Genomic DNA, 20,893 nt, shown 5'->3' with positions numbered 1-20,893 from the left:
CTCTGGTTGAGTTCTCTATTCTGGCCTCGGTATTTTTGTTGATTATGTTTGCGGTGATTGAAATCGGTATTTTTGCCTTTCAGTTACAGGCGATGAATGATATCAGCCGCAGAGCCGCCAGAATAGCTGTTGTTTGTCCGGTCGGAACCGACGTGAATATAAAATCGTTAGCTTTTACCGAGCAGATTCCGACAGGTATGTTTGCGAGCGATCAGTTTGATGACGATAATATTGAAATCGACTATTTGGATAATTCAGGAGTTAAAGTGGAAACTCCGTTTGATAATCAAAGAGATATTCACTTTGTCCGGGTTAGGATTGTTGATTTTAATTATGGCTTCTCAGGGTTACTCAATTTTCTGGGCGATAACGGAACTTTGTCGGTACCAGAATTTGAGACCATATTACCGGCCGAGTCATTAGGTAATGTAAGAGTTGATGGCTCTAATGAGAAGACAACCTGTATATAGGGGATATTAAGATGGGTGAAACAGTGAAGTTATCTAGAAGTGACAATCTTAATATTCGATTGAAAACCAATCTTTCCATCTGGATTCTTTATTCGAGTGACAGATTTAAGCTTCATATGCAGCAAGAGTTGTCGCTCTGTAATAACGTGAGTTTTGAGACATTCTCTCTGCATGGTGTTATTTCGGACAGCTTCAAAAATTTCTCGGCACCGGACCTGATTTTTGTTGAAACCGGGCCTAATTGGGCGCAGAAAATTGTTGAACTCCAGGGTTATGAAAATCCCAGCTCGGATGACGTACACACGTCGTTAGTGGTGTTTGGTGATGAGAACGATAATGGCGCCCTGAAAATCGCACTCCGGATTGGTGCCGCGGATTTTATCTCAGACCAGGCCGGATTAGCCGATTTGATGCCTTTGCTGAAAAACAGCGCGGAGGAAAAAATCGCCGCCCGGAAAAGCGGGCAGTTGTTTGCTTTCGTGAATACGAAAGGTGGCTCCGGTGCAACCACTTTAGCGCTCAATACGGCGGTGGAAACGGCGGTGCAATGTAAAGATAAAGTGTTATTACTTGATTTGGATATCCATTTTGGGGTGGTGGCTGATTATCTCAATGTTAATCCGGTGTACAGCATCAATGATGCGATCGCAAATGTCAGCGACCTGGATGAGATGTCACTGTTTGGTCTGGTGACCAAGCACTCTTCCGGCCTGCATGTACTGACGTTCAAGCAGGAAAACTATAGCGAAAATTTTGATAAGGCGATGCAGTTAGGCAAGTTACTGCCGACCCTGCTTGATTATTATGCTTATGTTTTCGTGGATATGTCCACCGGTGTCAACCGGATGTTTGCACCGGTCTTATCTCAGGCAAGCAAAGTATTTTTGATTACCCAACAGAACCTGGTCGGGATAAAAAATACCGCACGCATATATAAGGCGTTAACCATTGAATATGGCGTGGCACGCGATCAGGTTGAACTGATCGTGAATCGCTTTGAAAAACGTCAGCAAATAAAACTAAAAGATATTGAAAAAACCGTTTCTGGCATGACTGTGCATGTTGTCCCGAACGATTTTAAGGTGGCGATAGAGAGTGCCAATTTGGGTAAGCCTTTTGTTGAATCAAAAAAAAGCAGCTCGATCACCAAATCGATCAGTGAATTATCCCACGGGCTTGCTCCGCCGGATAAGCAGAAAAAAGGCTGGCTCAAACGTCTATTTTCCTAGGGATTAGGAGGAATTATGTTCTTCAAACGGAAAAATATTAATTCAGAGTATCAGGACAAGGTCCTTAGCTCTGAAAGCATAGTTCAGGTTGAAAGTGATACTCAGAAAACGGCCAATAGCAGTGAATCCGTGCAAGGTTCGAATCCGATTGAAAGAAAACTGCGCGAAGCCGAAGCTAAAAACCGGGAAATAGACGAAGCGCGCCGCCAGCTTGAGCAGGAGTTGGCGACCAAGCACTATTACCATCAGCGTTTGCTGGAAACCATGGATTTGGCATTGTTGTCCAGCCTTGAAAAAGGCCGGGCGAAGAAAGACCTGCATGACGCAGTAGTCCAGTTAATGTCGGAAGATCAGACCCATGCGCTGAGCGCAGAGGGCCGCAAACGGATAATCAAACAGATTGAAGATGAAGTGTTTGGCTTAGGGCCACTGGAGCCTTTACTGTGTGATACCAGCGTGTCGGATATTCTGGTCAATGGCCCTAAAAGTGTTTACGTGGAACGACGTGGTAAACTGGAGCGGACTCCATACACTTTTTTAGATGATCGTCATCTGCGTAATATTATTGATCGCATCGTGAGTCGTGTCGGGCGACGCATTGATGAATCATCCCCTATGGTGGATGCCCGTCTTGAAGATGGCTCACGGGTTAACGCCATTATTCCTCCGCTGGCATTAGATGGCCCTTCGCTCTCTATCCGTCGTTTTGCGGTTGATAAACTGACCATGGACAATTTGCTTAACTTCAATTCAATTTCAGAACCCATGGCCCGCTTTGTTGAAGCGGCAGTGCAAGGTGAACTGAATATTCTGATCTCAGGTGGTACCGGCTCAGGTAAAACCACCACACTGAATATTTTCTCTGGTTTTATCCCCAAAGAAGATCGCATTGTCACTATCGAAGACTCAGCAGAATTGCAATTGCAACAACCTCATGTGGTGCGTCTGGAAACCCGGCCTGCAAACCTGGAAGGTAAAGGCGAAATTACCCAGCGCGATTTAGTCAAAAACTCTTTGCGGATGCGGCCGGACCGCATCGTACTTGGTGAGGTGCGTGGCAGTGAAGCGGTCGATATGCTGGCGGCGATGAACACTGGCCATGATGGCTCTCTGGCCACGATTCACGCCAATACTCCGCGCGATGCCCTGAGTCGGGTAGAAAACATGTTTTCTATGGCGGGCTGGAATATTCCGACCAAAAACTTACGAGCCCAGATCGCTTCTGCGATTCATTTGGTGGTGCAGATGGAGCGTCAGGAAGATGGTAAACGCCGTATGGTGAGCGTGACTGAAATTAACGGCATGGAAGGTGACGTGATTACGATGTCGGAAATCTTTAAGTTTCAGCGTCAGGGCATTGATGAAGATGGCAACGTGGTCGGCTTTTATACCGCCACCGGGGTCATCCCGCAATGTTACGACGCATTGAGCAAACGAGGTTTGACGCTTCCGCACGAAATATTTAATGAGACGCACCATTAGGAGGTCTCTATGCAAGAGCAATATCTTTATTTCCTCGGCTTTTTATTTATCGCGGTCGTGTTTATTTCTCAGGCTTTTTTGCTGCCTACTGCCGGTAAAAAAGCCAAACACAGTGTGATATCCAAACGCCTCAAGGAGAGTCAGGATAGCCTGGATCCACAAAACCGCTCACTGCTCAACGAACAGTATCTGAAAAGCTTATCTCCGCTGGACAGAAAGTTGGTCAGTATTTCGTCCTTCTCGGTGATGAAAAAAAACCTTGAATTGGCGGGGTTAAACTGGTCGCTAAGTCAGACGGTCATGACCACATTGTTAGTTGAGGTCTGTGTTCTGTTGTTACTGATGTTCTTTGGCGTCAGCTTTGTTATTGCTTTTGCTGTCAGTTTATTAGTCTGGCTGTTTTTATATGTGTTTATCCAGAAAAAGATTGCTGCGCGCCTGGCTAAATTCGAGGAGCAGTTCCCTGAAGCGCTGGACATCATGAAACGAATGTTATTGGCAGGTAACCCAATTACTCAGGCGTTTAATGAAGTCGGCAATGAGTTGGAAGCCCCAATTGGCAGTGAATTTAAAAACACCTTTAACCTGTTGAATTATGGCTATGACATTCGGTTAGCGATCATGCAAATGGTAGAGCGTAATCCGACGGTATCGATGTTTGCTTTTTCCAGCGCAGTTCTGCTTCAGAAAGAGACTGGTGGTAATCTTACAGAAAATCTGGATAAAGTGTCGCAGGTGTTACGTGCTAGATTTAAATTATCAAGAAAAATCAAGACATTATCAGCAGAGAGTAAAATGTCGGCTTGGATTTTGATGCTGGTTCCCTTTGTGATGTTTGGGGTTCTAAGTTTAATTAGTCCTGATTTTGTTGAGCCATTGTTTAATGATCCGCGAGGTATAAAGATGGCTCTACTGGGACTAGTAGGGATGATTCTGGGCGCTCTGTGGATAAAAAAAATCATTAACTTCGAGGTGTAGTCTAATGAATAGTATGGTTGCTTTTATTCAAGAGTTCAGTTTTAGCCGTGAGAACGTCATTCTGTTGATGATCTTATTATCGACTGTTTTTGTTGTGAGTGCGGTTTTCTTAGTTGCGGTCGGCGGTCGGACGCCGATGAAAAAAAGGCTGGACTCGATCGCGATTCCTAGTGAAGGGGAAGAGAAAAAGTCTAAACTAAAAAATAAACTTGACTCTCTCTCTCCGATTTTAACTCCGCAAAGCTCCAAAGAGCGCGATGATATCCGCAGTAAATTGATCCGGGCCGGTTTTCATGACGAAAGTGCGATTTCTTATTTTTATGTGATTAAAATTGTTGCCACCTTCATAGGACTGACATTAGCGGGTTTCTATTATGTATTTTCCGGGACTGACGCCGGGTTGATTGTCTTTGTTGCTTTTGGCGCCGGGATCGGGATGTTTATCCCCAATATGGTGTTAAATCACCTGATGAAAAAGCGCCAAACGCGAATTAAGCGTGGTGTTCCTGATGCATTGGATTTACTCGTGGTATGTACCGAATCCGGGCTGGGTCTTAACATGGCTCTGGTTAGGATAGCTCGCGAGTTGGCTTTGTCACATCCCGATTTAGCAGAAGAATTGGATACGGTATGTCTGAAAATTAAAGCAGGCTATGAAATGCCGCATGCGTTTCGCGACATGGTGGAACGCACCGGTGTAACTGAGCTCAGTGGATTGGTTGGCATGCTGTCCCATGCATCGCGGATTGGTGGCAGCCTGGCGCAGACGCTGCGTGATTATACGGAAGATTATCGCGACAAGCGTAATCAGGAAGTGGAAGAGATCGCCGCCAAGATACCGACTAAAATGGTGTTTCCTATGATTCTGTGTATTTGGCCTGCATTTTTTATTGTGGTGCTAGGTCCAGCAGTACTTGCTGCAATTGATGGATTTAGTCAGATTAATGGTCGGTGAGGAAATATGAATAAACTAGTATTAACTGCCTTAAGCGTGGCTCTTTTGAGTGGATGTGCGAGTAATAACAACACTCCCAAGCCTTTCGAGAACGCTCTTTATGATGGTCGTCCGGTAGAAACGTTAAGCTCTGACGCGGCGCCGATGACTGAAACTGAAGCGATCAAACGTGGCGATTATGCGCTGAAAAACAACAATACCGATTTGGCCTTGTATGAGTACCTGCGTTCGCTGGATTTCCCTGATACGCAATACCGCGACAAAACACTCTACACGGTGGGGCGCATACACCAATCGCGTGGTAATCGGGATTTGGCCGAGCAAGCTTACTTGTTAGCTCTGGAAGCCAACCCAAACAACATTCAGGTACTGGAACAGTTGGGATCCAATTACACCAAACAAGGCGATACCAAGCAGGGTGAAAGCTATTTTTTACGTGCCATCAATGCTGACCAGCTACGTTTGGCAAGTCGCAATAAACTGGATACTTCCAACGTTTCCGTGGAACAGCTTGATAAGCTGAGCAGCGATGATAAGTCACCGGCGTTGGCCTATATGGGATTGGGCATTTTATATGATGTTAAAGCCAATCATGATGTGGCGAAAGGCTTCTATCGTCACGCGCTACAAATCGAGCCTAAATCGAGTAAGGCGCTGATGAACATGGGCTACTCCTATTACATGAGCGGAGAGTATGCTCCGGCTAAACGTTATACCCAGGCTGCACTTGAACAGGACAGCAATAACCAAAGAGCGCAGAACAATCTGGCGCTGATTTATCTGGCGGAAGGGGATGCCCAACGGGCGCTGAATGTCTTTATGCGTTTTATGGATGCGCCGGAAGCGCTTAACAACGTGGGTTATTTCCTGATGTTGCAGGGCAAGCCGGAAGATGCGATTCCGTTCCTGCAACAGGCGATTGATAAAAAGCCGTCCTACTACAAGGTGGCGAATGAAAATCTGGAGCGTGCGTTACTTGAGGTGCGGGCGAACTCGAGCGACAGCACACGAGTCAAGGTACAGTAACTTAACCGATTTTTACCTATCAACAGCATTTTTACCTATAAACAATAAGCGCAACCTTGGGGTTGCGCTTATTGTTTATAGCCGTTGCTAAAGCTTATCGATTGGATCAGGTTCCGGATAGGCTTCGATCACCTTTTTCAGGTAGTCCTGATGGCTGCGGAGTGCATTCACACAATGCTTGTCCAGCTTGCCAACCACCACCATTTTTTCCAGCTCCAGCAAGGCAAAAGGAACGGACCAGGCCTGTTTATAGGGGTGGTGACTGGTCAGCGCATCGAAAATATTGGCCACTGAAATAATGCGAGCCGATATCGGGATGTCATCCTGGGTCAGCCCGTAGGGATAGCCACTGCCATCTAAAAATTCGTGATGATAGGCCACAATCTCTTTTAATACTGATACACAAGGATGGTTGGGCGCTCCCATATCCTCAATGATATGGTTGATGATCTCGACTCCTTTTTCGACATGATCGTTGAGCTGTTCACGCTCTTCATCCACCAGTGAGTTGGATTTATTCAATACGCTGGCCGGAACCGATAATTTGCCGATATCGTGGCATTTAGAGAACTGGCTGATGGTTTCGATCATCTCGTCATCGAGGTCATAAATAGGGGCGACCTCCAGGGCAATCACTTTCGCAAAGCGGCTGATGCGTTCTTTGTGTTCGTGCGATTCCTGAAAGTGTTCCGGTGAACTGGCGTTCATATCGTTTGCTGATTGCAGCAGTGCGTGGACTAAATCGTATTCGGACGAAACAATAAAGCGAATAATCTCGATATAGGGTTTGAGCGAGGCTTTACGTACTTCATTAAAATAGTCTTTCTGGCAAGAGTTAAGAAAGATAAAACCGATGAAATGTTCGCCGTGATAAGCGGGAACCGCCATTGAAGACTGGAAGCCCTGTTCAATCAGCCATTTCGTGTGTGGATAACGAGGTGTGAGCGTTTGTGGAATGTCGTTGATGTAGCGGCTTTCACCGGACAGCGAACACTGTTTAAGTGAGGGCAGTGCATCCAGCGGAAACTCATAGTGCATCAGCTCGAAGCCGTGAAAAGTACTGTCAGCATACGTTTTTAAATGATCGCTATCGGCGTCATACAGCGCAAACGAAATCCGGTCGATTTCCGGCTCAGCCACCCGTAACCTTTGGTGGATATCGGCCAACTGATTATTCAAAGTACCAGCAGTCGGAAAGTAACTGTGTTCGCTGGTTTTGCTGTGTGTTTCCATCGGTACGCCTCCTCATAGATCCCCTTTCTCCTAACAGTTAAGTTTAGGTGATCGAGTAAGGAAACGACCAATAGTGCGCCGATATTTTGCACTCATTATTGACCGATACCCAAACAACTTAGAGTTGAGCCAACACCGCTGCAGCTTCAAGTAGGAAGGGGATAAATGAATCCCAGCAGAATGCCTGCAACGGCAAAGTACAGCACGAGTACCAGGATAGGGGCGCGAGCGACTTTTAACAGGATAAAACCGATCAGCAGAAAGGCAAGATCATAAGCATCTGCGACAGCGCTGGTAAATACCGGCTGATAAAGCGCCGCCAGCAGCAGACCCACCACACAGGCATTAACCCCTTGCAACGCCCCGGCGATGGCAGGAACGTTCGACAATGCTTGCCAGTTCTTAATCACTGCCAACAGCAGCAGGAAACCCGGCAGGAAAATCGCCACAGTGGCCAGCAGAGCACCGACCACAGGGGTTTCAGGATGGAGAACAAAACCCAGGAAGGTTGCTAAGGTAAACATGGGGCCCGGAACGGCCTGCGCGGCAGCGTAGCCGGTCAGAAAGGTGTCGGTAGAGAGGTTATCTGCCAGAGCGTTTTGCAGCAGAGGCAGCACGACATGGCCGCCGCCAAACACCAGACTGCCGGCCTGATAAAACTGATCCATTGTTTGCCAATAGGATGATAGTGGCGCGAGCAGAGGTAAAGCAAAAAACAGAGCAAGAAAAGCGACTAAAGGCGGCCACGAAAGCGAGAATCTGCTGGTTTTACCTGGGCTTGTCGGATGTTTCAGATAAAAGGCCCCAATTAAGGCACCGATGATCAGCACCAACATTTGGCTGCTCAATGAGGGGATGAGGAGCAGAACAATCGCGGTGAGTAAGCAGAGGGACAAGGTGAGCTTCTGCTGGCAAAAATTTTTGAACATGCCCCAGGTCGCATCTGCTACCACCATGACCGCCAGCAGTTTCAATCCATGCACGACATGCTGAAATAGTGGCTGCTGAAGAAACTGGCTGCTCAGCAGGGCAACGGCCAGCATCAAAAGCACGGAAGGCAGAGTAAAGCCGATAAACGCAGCACATGCGCCGCCCAAGCCACCACGCTGGTAACCGAGCGCGAAACCCACCTGGCTGGACCCCGGGCCTGGTAAAAACTGACTGAGCGCAACCAACTGAGCGTATTCTTCATCACTCAGCCATGCGCGTTGTTCGACAAAGGTGTGACGAAAGTAGCCGATATGTGCTGCCGGGCCACCGAAACTCACCCATCCTAAGGCAAAGAAAATTTTAAAAATTTCTAACATGGCTGATTTTATAACTAAAGTTAAAGTGGGAATATTTAATAAATATATTTTTAAAATCTACCCTATTCAATAGATAAATTGTAAATAAATATAGAAGTTAAATTAAAAATAAATTGTTTCAGTGTAATTTTTATGTAATAAAAATATGTTTCTGTCATCGAATGATAATAAAGAGGGGTAATATTATTTGGTTAATTATATTTTTGATTTTATGTATGCTATTTTTATGTTTTCTCAAAATATCATAGACTAGTCCATCTACTGATAAACTCGCTGCTGTCCAGAAATGGAGAAAGTCTATGCCTAATATCTTCCCTTTCGATAACTCTCCATAAATAAAGTTTATACTATTTTTATAAAAAATAAATACTGACAAATAATCCAACTAAAATACAAAGGATAAACCTATGTTCTATGTTACGTTCATTAAAGTTATTGTTCAATCTTGATTCAAACATAAATCACCGTATCTTCACTTTATTGAATGGAATATGTAGAATAGATTGAGGTCAATAGATGGAAGCACTTTTAATGGCCAAAAATGTGATTCACTATTTGGAAAGTAATAGTTTAAAAGTGATATAAGGTTATTACAGGAATTAATATGTTCTCTTGCCATTATATAATCATAGTTTATTCCTTTTTTAATTGCATTTCTTCTGGTGGTAAAATATCGTCCCATTTTCCATAATACACCGGGATCCGTAGGTATTAGTATGGATAAAGTTCCTCCTTTACGTAAAACACGTTTCCATTCTTTGATTACTAAATGAGGATGGGTTAAATGCTCTAATAAATGAGTTGCGATGATTCTATCAAAAGACTCATCTTTAAAATCAAGCTTTCTGGCATCCATTACTTCGAATTTTAATTTATTAAATCTTATGTCATTACTTAAATTATTATTTATTTTCTCTAAGTTATTATGATCACAATCGGTAAAAGTATACTCTCTAAAAGAATGTCGAACGAATTTAAAGTGCTCTCCTGTACCTGAACCTATTTCTAACACATTGTCAAAGTGATCTGACGGAGCGAATTTTTCTTCACAGGATTGGTGCCCTTTGTTCATCACAAGTCCAGTTGAATTGGAATATACTCGGTCGTTATAGTTATCACTAAAACCATTTATATATTCTATCCAGTCTTTATCTTCATTGTTTTCAATTCTCATAATAACTCCTATCTAATACGGATTTATAGTAAAGTAATATGCTTTCAACTCTACCTCGTCTAACGTTGTCTAAAATTAGGCCGGTAAATAAACAAATTATAGCAATGATACCAATGCTACTTGATAATATTGCTGTTGGTACCTTATTCACTAATCCTGACTCCAAAAATTCAATAACTACTGGGATACCTAGAAAAAGAGATAATACGGACAAAAGAACAGATAGCATAGAAAAGAAAAATAGTGGTCTTATATCTCTGATTAAAAATAAAACAAAGTTAAGAATTTTAAATCCGTCTTTGAATGTTCGTAATTTACTTCTTGTACCATTTGGTCTTTCTTGGTAGGTCGTGGGAACTTCCTGTATAGGGAATTTGTGGTGCAAAGCATGTACGGTGAGTTCAGTTTCAATTTGAAATCCATCACTCAATACAGGGATAGTTTTTACAAATCGTCGACTGAAAACTCTATATCCAGAGAATATGTCCAGTAGTGAGGCATTGAAAAATATATTAACTATTCTAGAAAATGATTTGTTTCCGATAATATGACCTAACGGATAAGCATCGTTTGTTCTGGATCTTATACCGACGACCATATCCAAGTGCTCTTCTATTAGTTTATCTATTAATAAAGGGGAAATGCTTGCATCGTATGTTGAATCACCATCACACATCAGGTAAATATCAGCTTCGATATCAGAAAACATTCTTCTTACAACTTCTCCTTTACCTTGACGTGGTTCTCTTCTAACAATAGCACCAGCCTCTAAGGCTTCAGAGATAGTATTGTCACTCGAGTTATTGTCATAAACATAAATTTCAGCTGATGGAAGTGATTTTTTAAAGTCTTTAACTGTTCTTCCGATAGCACCCTCTTCATTGTAACAAGGTAGAAGAACTGCTATTTTTAAATTATCCATAATTCCGACTCTATTTAGTTTATACTATATATCATGATCCCATTATCGTCACTATAAATCTTTTTAGTCCAATTCGGATTTTTACCTTTGATTAAATTATTAATTAGGCTTGAATCAGAGCTTTTTCTGGAAATTATTTTTGTTTGTTCATCATTGACATCTATTAATATTATTTCCACTTTGTGTTTTTTAATTTTATTATAGGTTTCTTTACTTATATCTGACTGCATTGTTTCAATTAAAAATAAGTTCCCATCGATATTTCGATGATAAGGCGCGGAGTAGATGTTATTATTGGTTAGGGAGATTATTTTTGCGCCATAATCTATAGATGTTAGTATGTTTTTGTTGGTAATGTTTAGTTCGTTTAGCTTTTTTGGAAGTGACAATTTTTCTTCATTACGTTTATTTGTTTTTTCTATCGTGCTACTTAACTGTTTATCTATTGGTATTATTAATATCGCCATTATTACAGGGATTATCATTATAGGTGCAATTATTCTCAATACAGGTATTTTTATTGATCGAAATATTTCAACTCCGGTTAGAGTGACTACGGGAATAAGTAGAATGGAACAAAAAAATATAGTTCTCATCTGCCAGAACATCACAGGGAAAATACTAATAACTAGGCTTATTAAGATAGTGTCGATTTTCGTTAATTTTTTTTAAAAAAATTAGAGATAGAGCGGTTGATATAAAAATAGAACCATAAAATAATATAGAATTTAATGTAGTCTCATTCATGAATTTTAGGAATGATTTTGCCTCAGAAACATGATCAAGCCAAAATTCATTTAATATATCAGGGTAACCGATATAAAGAGGTATGAGCGCTTTCGGGAACAATAGCAATGGTATTAGAGAAGATATGATTAAAATCAACAGTTTAGTGATGGTTTTTTCACTGTTAGATGCTATTTTTAATCCTGTACCGACAAAGAAGAAGTAGCTTAATAACTGTAGAGAAATTACATCATATTTAGGGTTTAATAAATCCTTGATTGGATTGAATATCACAAAAATCGTAACGCCACTTAAGAAAATATAAAGTGATATATTACCAATTGAACTTATTTTTTCTTTTGAATTTAATTCTTTTAGTACGGTTATGGCAAGAACTAGAATGTAAAAAGGTAAAGCCTCTAATCCAATGGCTAGTGAAATTGAAACACATAGGCCACAAATTAAACTATATTTTTCTCTAAAGTAGTAGATAAGTAATAGAAAAAAAGCAAATAGAAGTAGTTGTATGTTGTGATGATCTATATATCCGGGTTTAAATTTTGTGGCAGCTATAGAGAAAATTGTATAAATGGTACTTAGTATTATGTATTCCTGACCAAAAGTTTTCTTTATAAAAATATTCATAACCAAAACAAGTAGTACCAAATACACTAATGGAACGATAGAAATCGCTATCTGAAGAGCTGTGTCATGGTCAACGAAAGCGATAGCGCTATAGTATACGAGCAGGATAGGCAGATCCGGCAATCTTGACCAATGAATTATTTGTCCATCCTGAGGGTTGAAATCTTTGAGTGGATACAGGTACCAGGAAGGGGATTCGATGAAGGTCTGAATCTGATGCAGACGCATATAGTTGTCATTATCACCCAAATCCCAGGTAACGATACGTGGCCAGCTCTGCACGAACATAAAAACGGTAATCAATAATGTGAGGGCTATGCTCTGCCATAGAGGATCAGAGGTAAGTTTGGCGTAGATCTTGTTCAATACGGACACCAATCCAAATCAGCTACTTCTTAATCAAGATTAGAACAGTGTCGTTCTGCTGCCACAATATGTTGAGCGAAACATTGATTTTGTGACTACGTCGATAACCTGGCGGTCAATTTGTATTTAAATATTGAGAATATCAGTAATGTGTAGTGCCGCTTCTATGAAGTCTAGTTTGGGTATAGTTTTGTCGTATCATGATAGTGAAAACGTTTTCACTAGTGCGGGCTAACTCACAGTCAACTCAATGGGTTAGTTGCTAGACTGGCGTTATTGACCGGAAAGGAAGCCTGCACGTTTGGTGTTTTGCCGCTTCCGTAACCAAAAGAGAGGATGTGGTGAAGAGTTCGTTGTTTGAATCGATGACGCAGCAGGCGTTTGGTGATGGTCGTCCGGCGCAGCTGGTGGAGCTGACCAATCGTCATGGGATGAGCATTGTGCTGATGGATGTTGGTGCGACCTGGCTCAGTTGTCGCTTGCCGCTGGCGCAAGAAAGCCGTGAAGTGCTGCTCGGTGTAGACACCATGGCTGACTTTGCAGTGCAGGGTGCGTTTATGGGCGCATCGGTCGGGCGTTACGCTAACCGGATCGCTAATGCGCGCTACTGCTATCAGGGCGAAGAGATTCAGGTGGTGGCCAGTCAGGGTGATAACTGTCTGCATGGTGGCGCTCCGGGCTGGAGTCATCGTCGCTGGACGCTGGACAGTCAGGGCGACAACTTCGCCTGTTTTACCATTGAATCGCAAGATGGTGAACAGGGATTTCCCGGTCATGTCAGCGCGTCCGTGCGTTATGAGCTGGGTGATGATAACCAGGTGAGTATCACCTATCAGGCGACCACCGATAAGCCAACTCCGGTCAACCTCACCAACCATGCTTACTTTAATCTGATGGGTGCCGAGTCCGGCTGCGATGTGCTGGGGCATAGATTGTCAATTGCGGCGTCGGAGTATCTGCCGATTGATGATAGCGCGATTCCGCTGGGTCAATTAGCGCCGGTGCAGGGCAGCGGGTTTGATTTTCAGCAGGCGAAAACCCTGGGTCAGGATCTGCTTAAAGATGAGCAGCAGCAAGCGTCGCAAGGCTATGACCACAGTTACTGGCTCAACGATGCATGTCGCGGCGGGCAGTGTGCCGCCACTCTGGTGTCAGATGATGAACAGGTGGTTATGCAGGTGTTTACCGCAAAGCCGGCGCTGCAGCTATACAGCGGCAACTGGCTGCAAGGTACGCCGGGCCGTAATGGCAGTGAGTACCGGAGCTATCAGGGCGTGGCGCTGGAAACTCAGTTTCTGCCGGATTCACCCAACCATCCAGAATGGGCTCAGCAGAGCTGTATCTTGTTACCGGAGCAGGAATATAAGTTCACGACTGTGTATCAGTTCCAACTGGCATAGCTATCCCCTTCCTATTTGAAGTTGTAGCGGTGTTGGCTGCATTTGTTCGCCCCAATCACATAGTGTATCTATGTGATTGGGGTGAACAAAGAGATGATAACAGGCCCTCTGCAAGCAGAGGGCCTTTCTGTCAATGATGAATTCTGTGCCGGGTGTTTAGCGAACGTCAGCCAGCAGGGCATCGATCAGCGGATGGTGATCTTGCTTGACGCCGGCCAGGTTACCGTATTTCGGTGCATGGCGATCGTTTTCCAGCGGATGATGCCAGCCAAGTGTGTGTTCGACAAAATGGCGCGCGAAGTTTTCCGATACTTCCAGGCAACCCGCCAGCACGGTATCGACATAAGTCTGGACAATCGGGCTGTTGGCACATGGCGGCTGATGATCATCCTTGATATAGACCCAGATGGGCTGAGTGCGATCAAAGGCGTGATCAGTTTCAATTTGCTCGGCGCTGAGGGCAATGCGTTGATAGCCACGTTCGCGGCGATCAAATTCCACCAAAGCGGCATCATCAATCTCAAGCAGCACGCCATTAACCTCTCCCTGGCCAGGATTGACCACCAGAGGAGAAATAACATAGCTGTCGTCAATTTTGCCCCAATGGCGCACTAAGCCGTGCACGATAGCGGGTAAAGCCTGCCCGGTGTTACCGGTCAGTTGCCGTGAGGCTGAATTCATCAGGCTGCCGTAGCCGAAAATGTACATAAACTGTTCCTGCTGCTTAGAGACATACACTAACTGAGCGAACGCCGCTTATCTGCTGGCGCATCGCAGCTCTGGTTACTTGCCGCCGAAGAACTGCAGACGGCGCAATATCCACAATTCCAGTCCGAAGATCAGTACCAGTCCGGCACAGAACAGGCCAAACGCAATCGGTGATTCTGTACCGGGAATCCCCCTACGTTAACACCGAGCAGGCCGGTAAGGAAACTGGTTGGCAGGAAAATGGCCGCAATCACAGAGAACAGATAAGTGTTCTGGTTCATTTTTTCCGCATGGTACTGACGCAGTTCACCTTTGATGATTTCCAGTTCACTCAGATAAAAGTCCAGCGTTTCGTTGATGCGGGTGATGGTGTTGACACTATGGCGCAATCGCAACTGTTTATGGCCGGCCAGTGGTACACTCGAGTTCTGATAATCGTCAATCGCGTATTGCTGTGGTTTAATAAAGCGTTTGATTTTCAACAGTGCTTTGTGCGTGGTCATCAGTTCTTCGGTCAGCTCAAGCTCGTCATCAAAATCGGTGATCTTTTCTTCCACCAGATCCAGATAGTTATCTATGTTGCGACTGAGGCCATCAATCACACCCAGCACCAGTTCGGCCAGAGTTTTTGGGCCACGCCCTTCGCTCAGCGCGGTGCGAATCGCATTGATGGTTTTAGACGGGATCTTGCGGCTTGAAATCAGCGCGCCGTTGTAACACAGAATGCGCACACTGAGCATATCGGCCGGGTCGGCATTTTCATTCAGGTTTACGCCGCGCAGAATGAGCAGAAAGTTCTGCTCATCATACTGTTCAAACAGTGGGCGGGTGTCTTCGGCCAGCAGGCTGTCAATGATAGACGCCGGAATGGCGTTGTCGATCAGCCACTCCCGTACGCCCGGCGCATCACGCTGGCAGTGATACCAGTGATCCGCTTCTATGCTGTCCGGTGTCTGGGTTGGTCGAATAACTTGTGATTCAGTAAAGTGCCAGTGATCGATGAGAAAATCCATATCGGTCCTTTTCGTTGGAAAGTTCAGCAGGCCGCAAGCGGCCTGCCAAGCTTAGAAACCACGCATCTGAATGCGGCGTAAAAACTCAGTCATCACCCGGTCATAGAGCAGATCGCCCAGGAAGGCGTCTTCAACGTGGTGATCAATACTTGGGTTATCGTTGACTTCAATAACATAAACTTGGCCGTCAATTTCTTTTAAGTCAACACCATACAAACCGCCACCAATTAAGTTAGCCGCTTTGACCGCCACGTCGACCACCGTTTTCGGTACTTGTTTCAGATCGAGAGTTTCGAAACCACCCGATGAAACGCGGCCGCTGTTGTGGTGCTGATAAATCTGCCAGTGACCACGGCTCATCATGTACTTACAGGCAAATATCGGTTGGCGGTTCATCACGCCAATGCGCCAGTCGTAGTCGGTTGGCATAAAGGCCTGTGCCAGAATCAGCGCGCTCTTTTCAAACAGCGCCGCGGCTTCCTTCTCCAGCTCCTGTTCATTACGCACTTTAACCACGCCACGTGAAAACGCGCCGTCAGGGATCTTCAGCACCATAGGAAACTCAAGATGCTGCTGCAGATGGGCCTGCCAGTCCGGGTCAAAGCTTTGCAGGATCACGCTTTTCGGTGCCGGCACATTATTGCGTTGCAGCAGTTCGGTCAGAAATACCTTGTTGGTACATTTCATGATCGACTCTGAGTCGTCCATCACCACCAGGCCCATTTTTTCTGCGGTTTTGGCAAAGCGATAAGTGTAGTTACTGATGTTGGTGGTGGCGCGGATAAACAGGCCGTCAAATTCGCCCAGACGTGACAAGTCATCCGGTGAAATGTTTTCCAGGTTCATGCCTAAACGGTTGGCGGCGCGGCGAAAACGTTTCAGGGCCGAGGCATCTGATGGCGGCATTTTCTCTTCTTCATCGACCAGCATAGCGATGTCGTAGCGGTATTTTTTCTCTTGTTTGGGTTTGCGCCACACCTTGGTCGAGAACAGCTCGAGCGATTCGATGAAGAAATCCTGCTCCGGATCATTGAGGTCCTGGAACGGGAACGGGGCGATTTTGCTAATTTGCCACTGGCCCTGACCCTTGGTCATTTCCAGTTCTATTACCGGGACCATAAACTGCTCAAACAGGTGACGGGCCAGTTTGTCCAGGCCGGGCTCCGGTGTGCGGCCGAAATAAATCTTACACGCGATAGTCTCGGTGTTTTTGCACAGCTTATTGAGTTTAAGCAGTCCGGATGAGAGCAAAAATGGCTGATTAATATCATTAATCGCCATCACGCGCGGAATCACGCGGTGACCGCGCGCTTCCGCCATCAGCGAGCAGTAATAGCCGGCGCTCATGTAGTCATAATCGCGACACAGGTTGACGACCTGCAGGCTGCGGTGGTTGTTTTTCCAGTCCGCATCCAGGTATTGATCGACACTGATCACTTGTTCGGAAGGGAAGTACTGTTGCCAGTCACTGGCCTGATCGGTCACGATTAAAAGGTTTGCCATCTTTCGTTTTTTCCTATAGCAATAGGTGTATGATTATATCGCAATCTTGCCAACTACTATCCTGTCAACCCAGTAAGGACATCGTATGGACTTTCGTCATGCGAAAGACTCTGATCTCTCTGCGCTCAATGCATTAGAACAACAGCTGTTTGAAGGCGATAAAATTTCTCCGCGTCAAATGAAGCGCTTTTTACACTCCGACCAGGCGATCTTGTTGGTGGCTGATGCCGGTGAGGAACTGGCTGGATATGCATTGTTGTTGTTTCATCAAGGTACACAGCTATCAAGGTTGTATTCGATTGCCGTTAAACCTGATTTCAGAGGACGGAGGATTGCTCAGACTTTAGTTGAGCAATGCGAGCGTGCCGCTCTTGATCAAGGCTCTACTACATTACGGCTAGAAGTTCGTGAAGACAATATAGCAGCCATTAAATTATATGAAAAAATGAGCTATAAAACTTTGAAGCTATTGATCCATTACTATGACGATTTATGTGATGGACGTCGCATGCAAAAGCGTTTGACGCCCCATGGCCCGAAAGTTCTGCTACCGATGCCGTTATACGTTCAGACCACCCCTTTTACCTGCGGCGCGGCTTGTCTGTTAATGAGTTTCTCCTGCCTGGATGACAGCTTTGAACCAAGCCGGGTGAAAGAGATGCAGTTGTGGCGTGAGGCGACCACGATTTTCATGGCGGCCGGGCACGGCGGCTGCAGCGGACAAGGGCTGGCTCTGGCGGCGGCGCGGCGCGGCTTTCACGTTGAGTTATGGAGTCAGTCACGCAGCACACCGTTTATCGACAGTGTGCGTGATGCGAATAAAAAAGAAGTGATTGAGCTGGTTCATCAGGATTTTTGCCGCCAGTTGCTGGAAGAAGATGTTGAAACCATTGACGCACCGCCAACCCAGGCTCAGCTTGAGGAGTGGGTAAATCAGGGCGCTTGTGTGTTGCTGCTGATCAGTACCTATCGTTTTGACGGCAAGAAAGAGCCGCACTGGATCGTGTTGAGCGGGATGAGTGAGAAGTTTTTCTTTTTCCACGATCCGCATGCCGAGTCGGAAGATCATGCAGTGGCGTCCGGCTATGTGCCGGTTGGTAAAAAAGCCTTGTCACAGATCCTCGGGTTCGGCAAGCAAAAACAGATTGCTTGTGTGGTGATCAGTCGGCGCGAATCCTGATTAACCTCTGATAAGTTAACCCTTGGGTGGTTAACTAGGTTAAAAACAACGAAAGGAGTCATTATGACTCCTTTTTTATTGGGTTAATTTGACCTGATATTTTTTAATTTATTGATTATTAATCATTAATATCTTGGCTCAAATCGTGCAATTCATTGCAGCGGAAGCTAATGAATTGCAGGCGAAGGAGCCACTATGCTGAATATTGTCGACAGACAGGCCGAGGAGCGAATCCCGGCGATTTTACGCTCGGGTTTTCGGCCATTGTTTTTGCTGGGGTGTGCCTATGCTTTGATTGCGGTCGGAGCCTGGGTTGTCATGTTTCAACATGGTCAGCCGCAATGGCTGGTGGTGCCGGCTCTATGGTGGCATGTGCATGAAATGCTGTTTGGCTTTGCGATGGCGATCGTGGCCGGCTTTCTGCTCACTGCAGTGCAGAACTGGACCTCGATTCCCGCCACGAAAGGTTGGCGCCTGGCGCTGATTGTCGGGCTGTGGCTGTTGGTGCGTCTTCTGCTCTGGACGCCGCTGCCGCTGTGGCTTGCGGCCAGTATTGAAGCGCTGTTTCTGGCTTTGACTGCCTATGAGGTCGGGATTCGCCTGGTGCGTGCCCGCGGCTGGCGCAATCTGTTTTTTATCCCGTTACTGGCCGTTGCGATCGGCGCTAACTTTGCCAGTTATGCCACGATAAAAGGTGTGGCGCCGTTTGCTGCTGCGGCAGTGTGGCAGGCGATGTTATGGTGGTTTACCTTGCTGCTGGCAGTGATGGGCGGGCGGGTGATCCCGTTTTTTACTGCGCGCCGCTTTCAGTTCGAAAGCAAACCGTCCCTCGTGTGGCTGGAATGGTTCGCCAACGCGCCGTTGCTGGCGCTGTTTATTTTGAGCTTTTTTCCGTTAACGGCTGAGAGTGTTGCGCGTCCGCTGATGCTTGTAGCCGGCGCGGCTCAGTTACTGCGCTGGTGGCGTTGGCAGCCCTGGCGCACGCTAAGTGAGCCGTTGGTGTGGTCGCTGCATGCGGCTTATCTGTGTATACCGCTTAGTCTGCTGTTACGCGGCGCAATTGACCAGCCTTGGTTTGCTCATAATATGCTGCATTTGCTGGCTATCGGTGCGCTGGCCGGCTTGATTCTGGCTATGGTTGCCCGGGTGTCGATGGGCCATACCGGACGGGCCATTTATCAGGGGCCGGATATGAGCCTGGCGTTTGGCGCGCTGCTGCTGGCCGCTGTGCTGCGTAGCTTAGGCGTTGCGCTGCTGCCGGCGTATGTGTTGTGGTGGGTGAACCTCAGTGCCTTGCTGTGGATTGCGGCGTTCGGGCTGTTTATGCTGCGTTTTGCGCCTATGCTGCTCATGTCGCGCGCTGATGGTCATCCGGGGTAAAGCGTGCACAGTTGGGTGCTTGAGGTAAAGACAAAGCTGCGCGAAATGCGCAGCTTTATAATGCGGGAGGTCATAACTCAGAATATAGCCCGGAGTATGACTCAGGCGCTAAAGCGCGCCACTACGCTATCGACCTGCGCGTTCATGCGCGCTTTTTCTGTTGCAGAGATAAAGCTGGCTTCAATCGCATTGCGGGTGAACTGGGCCAGCTCCTGATGGGTCATGCTGTGCGCATCAGAGACCGCCAGGAAGTTGTCGGTCATGTAGCCGCCAAAGTAGGCCGGGTCGTCTGAGTTAATGGTGACGCACAGCCCCTGGCGCAGCAGTTCGACGATGTTGTGCTCAGTCATGTGCTGGAATACTTTCAGTTTCAGATTGGAGAGCGGACATACGGTCAGCGGCATGCGGGTCTGTTTCAGCTCTTCCACCAGGGCGGCATCTTCAACGCAGCGCACGCCGTGATCAACCCGTTGTACACCGAGCAGATCAATCGCGTTGCGGATATTGAGCGCTGGGCCCTCCTCGCCGGCGTGGGCGACGGCAATAAAGCCGGCCGCACGCGCTTTGGCAAACACGCGGCTGAATTTCTCCGGCGGGTGACCTTGTTCGGAGGAATCCAGACCAACACCGACAATTTTATCTTTATACGGCAGGGCCAGTTCCAGGGTCTGTAGCGCTTCGTCTTCACTCAGGTGACGCAGGAAACACATGATGATCTGGCTGGTAATGCCGAGCTCCTGCTCTGCTTTATTGAGAGCGGCGACGATGCCGTTCAGTACGGTTTCAAACGCAATGCCGCGCGCGGTGTGCGTCTGGGGATCGAAAAAGATCTCGGTGTGCATCACGTTATCCTGCTGACAACGCAGCAGGTATTCCCAGGTCAGATCGAAAAAGTCCTGCTCATGGATCAGCACATTGGCGCCCTGATAATAGATATCGAGAAAAGACTGCAGGTTAGAAAACTGATAGGCGGCGCGCACTTCTTCGGGGGAAGCAAACGGGATGTCGATGTGGTTACGCTGAGCGAGTTTGAACATCAGTTCAGGTTCCAGTGAACCTTCGATGTGGAGGTGAAGCTCTACTTTTGGCAGTTGCTGAATAAATTCTTTCATATATCGGCTCTTAATCAAAAAGTTGGCCTGTTCTGCCGCCAATACCGGACTGTATGGTCAGCATGAGTGAACAGAGATTAATCG

At 46.2% G+C, this 20,893-nt stretch carries 18 protein-coding genes and 1 pseudogene; 9 read left to right on the top strand and 10 right to left on the bottom strand.

All coding sequences use genetic code 11. The features are described 5' to 3' along the window. Positions 1-44: 44 nt before the first annotated feature. From KNV97_RS15420 to KNV97_RS15395, 6 genes are read left to right on the top strand one after another with little or no spacing between them, the layout of a single operon-like run. A complete protein-coding gene (locus KNV97_RS15420; RefSeq protein ID WP_256612084.1) occupies positions 45-470 on the top strand; it encodes a pilus assembly protein in 426 nt (141 codons plus the stop codon). Positions 471-481: 11 nt separating this feature from the next. After that, the gene (locus tag KNV97_RS15415; RefSeq protein WP_218562273.1) at positions 482-1,699 is read left to right on the top strand and encodes a nucleotide-binding protein; all 1,218 of its coding nucleotides are present in this window, start codon (positions 482-484) and stop codon (positions 1,697-1,699) included. Positions 1,700-1,714: 15 nt separating this feature from the next. Then, on the top strand, positions 1,715-3,181 hold the full coding sequence (locus tag KNV97_RS15410) for a CpaF family protein (protein ID WP_218562272.1): 1,467 nt from the start codon (positions 1,715-1,717) through the stop codon (positions 3,179-3,181). 9 nt (positions 3,182-3,190) lie between these two features. Beyond that, a complete protein-coding gene (locus KNV97_RS15405) occupies positions 3,191-4,159 on the top strand; it encodes a type II secretion system F family protein (protein ID WP_136483416.1) in 969 nt (322 codons plus the stop codon). Positions 4,160-4,163: 4 nt separating this feature from the next. Further along, positions 4,164-5,114: a type II secretion system F family protein gene (locus tag KNV97_RS15400; RefSeq protein WP_218562271.1), complete on the top strand. Its 951-nt coding sequence runs from the start codon at positions 4,164-4,166 to the stop codon at positions 5,112-5,114. Between the two features lie 6 nt (positions 5,115-5,120). Next, positions 5,121-6,140 (top strand): tetratricopeptide repeat protein, encoded by a 1,020-nt coding sequence (locus KNV97_RS15395; protein ID WP_218562270.1) that lies wholly within the window; start codon positions 5,121-5,123, stop codon positions 6,138-6,140. Positions 6,141-6,227: 87 nt separating this feature from the next. Here the strand turns inward: KNV97_RS15395 and KNV97_RS15390 are convergent, their stop codons facing one another. The 6 genes from KNV97_RS15390 to KNV97_RS15365 all read right to left on the bottom strand — a co-directional run bounded on the left by KNV97_RS15390 (position 6,228) and on the right by KNV97_RS15365 (position 12,513). Then, positions 6,228-7,373 carry an HD domain-containing phosphohydrolase gene (locus KNV97_RS15390; RefSeq protein ID WP_136483419.1) on the bottom strand — a complete coding sequence of 382 codons (1,146 nt, stop codon included), beginning with the start codon at positions 7,371-7,373 and terminating at the stop codon, positions 6,228-6,230. A gap of 146 nt (positions 7,374-7,519) precedes the next feature. Further along, positions 7,520-8,680, bottom strand: coding sequence for a chromate efflux transporter (gene chrA / locus KNV97_RS15385; RefSeq protein WP_218562269.1), 1,161 nt, complete (start codon positions 8,678-8,680; stop codon positions 7,520-7,522). A gap of 472 nt (positions 8,681-9,152) precedes the next feature. Next, positions 9,153-9,854 carry a class I SAM-dependent methyltransferase gene (locus KNV97_RS15380; protein ID WP_136483421.1) on the bottom strand — a complete coding sequence of 234 codons (702 nt, stop codon included), beginning with the start codon at positions 9,852-9,854 and terminating at the stop codon, positions 9,153-9,155. Beyond that, entirely contained in the window at positions 9,844-10,776 is a 933-nt protein-coding gene (locus tag KNV97_RS15375) for a glycosyltransferase family 2 protein (protein WP_136483422.1), read from the bottom strand. Before KNV97_RS15375 ends, KNV97_RS15380 begins: the two co-directional genes overlap by 11 nt. Positions 10,777-10,790: 14 nt before the next feature. After that, positions 10,791-11,387 (bottom strand): hypothetical protein, encoded by a 597-nt coding sequence (locus KNV97_RS15370; RefSeq protein ID WP_218562268.1) that lies wholly within the window; start codon positions 11,385-11,387, stop codon positions 10,791-10,793. A gap of 10 nt (positions 11,388-11,397) precedes the next feature. Beyond that, a complete protein-coding gene (locus tag KNV97_RS15365; protein WP_218562267.1) occupies positions 11,398-12,513 on the bottom strand; it encodes a hypothetical protein in 1,116 nt (371 codons plus the stop codon). A 365-nt stretch (positions 12,514-12,878) separates the two neighbouring features. On the opposite strand from KNV97_RS15365, the gene galM reads away from it, so the two are divergent. Further along, positions 12,879-13,913 (top strand): galactose-1-epimerase, encoded by a 1,035-nt coding sequence (gene galM / locus KNV97_RS15360; RefSeq protein WP_206208378.1) that lies wholly within the window; start codon positions 12,879-12,881, stop codon positions 13,911-13,913. A 156-nt stretch (positions 13,914-14,069) separates the two neighbouring features. Here the strand turns inward: galM and KNV97_RS15355 are convergent, their stop codons facing one another. From KNV97_RS15355 to KNV97_RS15345, 3 genes and pseudogenes are all read right to left on the bottom strand, one after another. Next, positions 14,070-14,621, bottom strand: a complete 552-nt coding sequence (locus KNV97_RS15355) for a gamma-glutamylcyclotransferase family protein (protein ID WP_136483425.1) — start codon at positions 14,619-14,621, stop codon at positions 14,070-14,072. Positions 14,622-14,696: 75 nt separating this feature from the next. Next, positions 14,697-15,634, bottom strand: a pseudogene (locus KNV97_RS15350) (zinc transporter ZntB). A gap of 51 nt (positions 15,635-15,685) precedes the next feature. Then, positions 15,686-17,137, bottom strand: coding sequence for a RimK family protein (locus tag KNV97_RS15345; protein WP_136483427.1), 1,452 nt, complete (start codon positions 17,135-17,137; stop codon positions 15,686-15,688). An 85-nt stretch (positions 17,138-17,222) separates the two neighbouring features. On the opposite strand from KNV97_RS15345, the gene KNV97_RS15340 reads away from it, so the two are divergent. Next, positions 17,223-18,317: a GNAT family N-acetyltransferase/peptidase C39 family protein gene (locus KNV97_RS15340; RefSeq protein ID WP_136483428.1), complete on the top strand. Its 1,095-nt coding sequence runs from the start codon at positions 17,223-17,225 to the stop codon at positions 18,315-18,317. 195 nt (positions 18,318-18,512) lie between these two features. Then, positions 18,513-19,697, top strand: a complete 1,185-nt coding sequence (locus KNV97_RS15335; RefSeq protein ID WP_136483429.1) for an NnrS family protein — start codon at positions 18,513-18,515, stop codon at positions 19,695-19,697. A 101-nt stretch (positions 19,698-19,798) separates the two neighbouring features. Here the strand turns inward: KNV97_RS15335 and KNV97_RS15330 are convergent, their stop codons facing one another. Beyond that, positions 19,799-20,809, bottom strand: coding sequence for an adenosine deaminase (locus KNV97_RS15330; RefSeq protein WP_136483430.1), 1,011 nt, complete (start codon positions 20,807-20,809; stop codon positions 19,799-19,801). Between the last annotated feature and the right edge of the window lie 84 nt (positions 20,810-20,893).

Origin of the sequence: Vibrio ostreae, assembly GCF_019226825.1 — a bacterium.
Classification (GTDB): domain Bacteria; phylum Pseudomonadota; class Gammaproteobacteria; order Enterobacterales; family Vibrionaceae; genus Vibrio; species Vibrio ostreae.
This window is presented reverse-complemented; position numbering and strand designations above follow the sequence as displayed.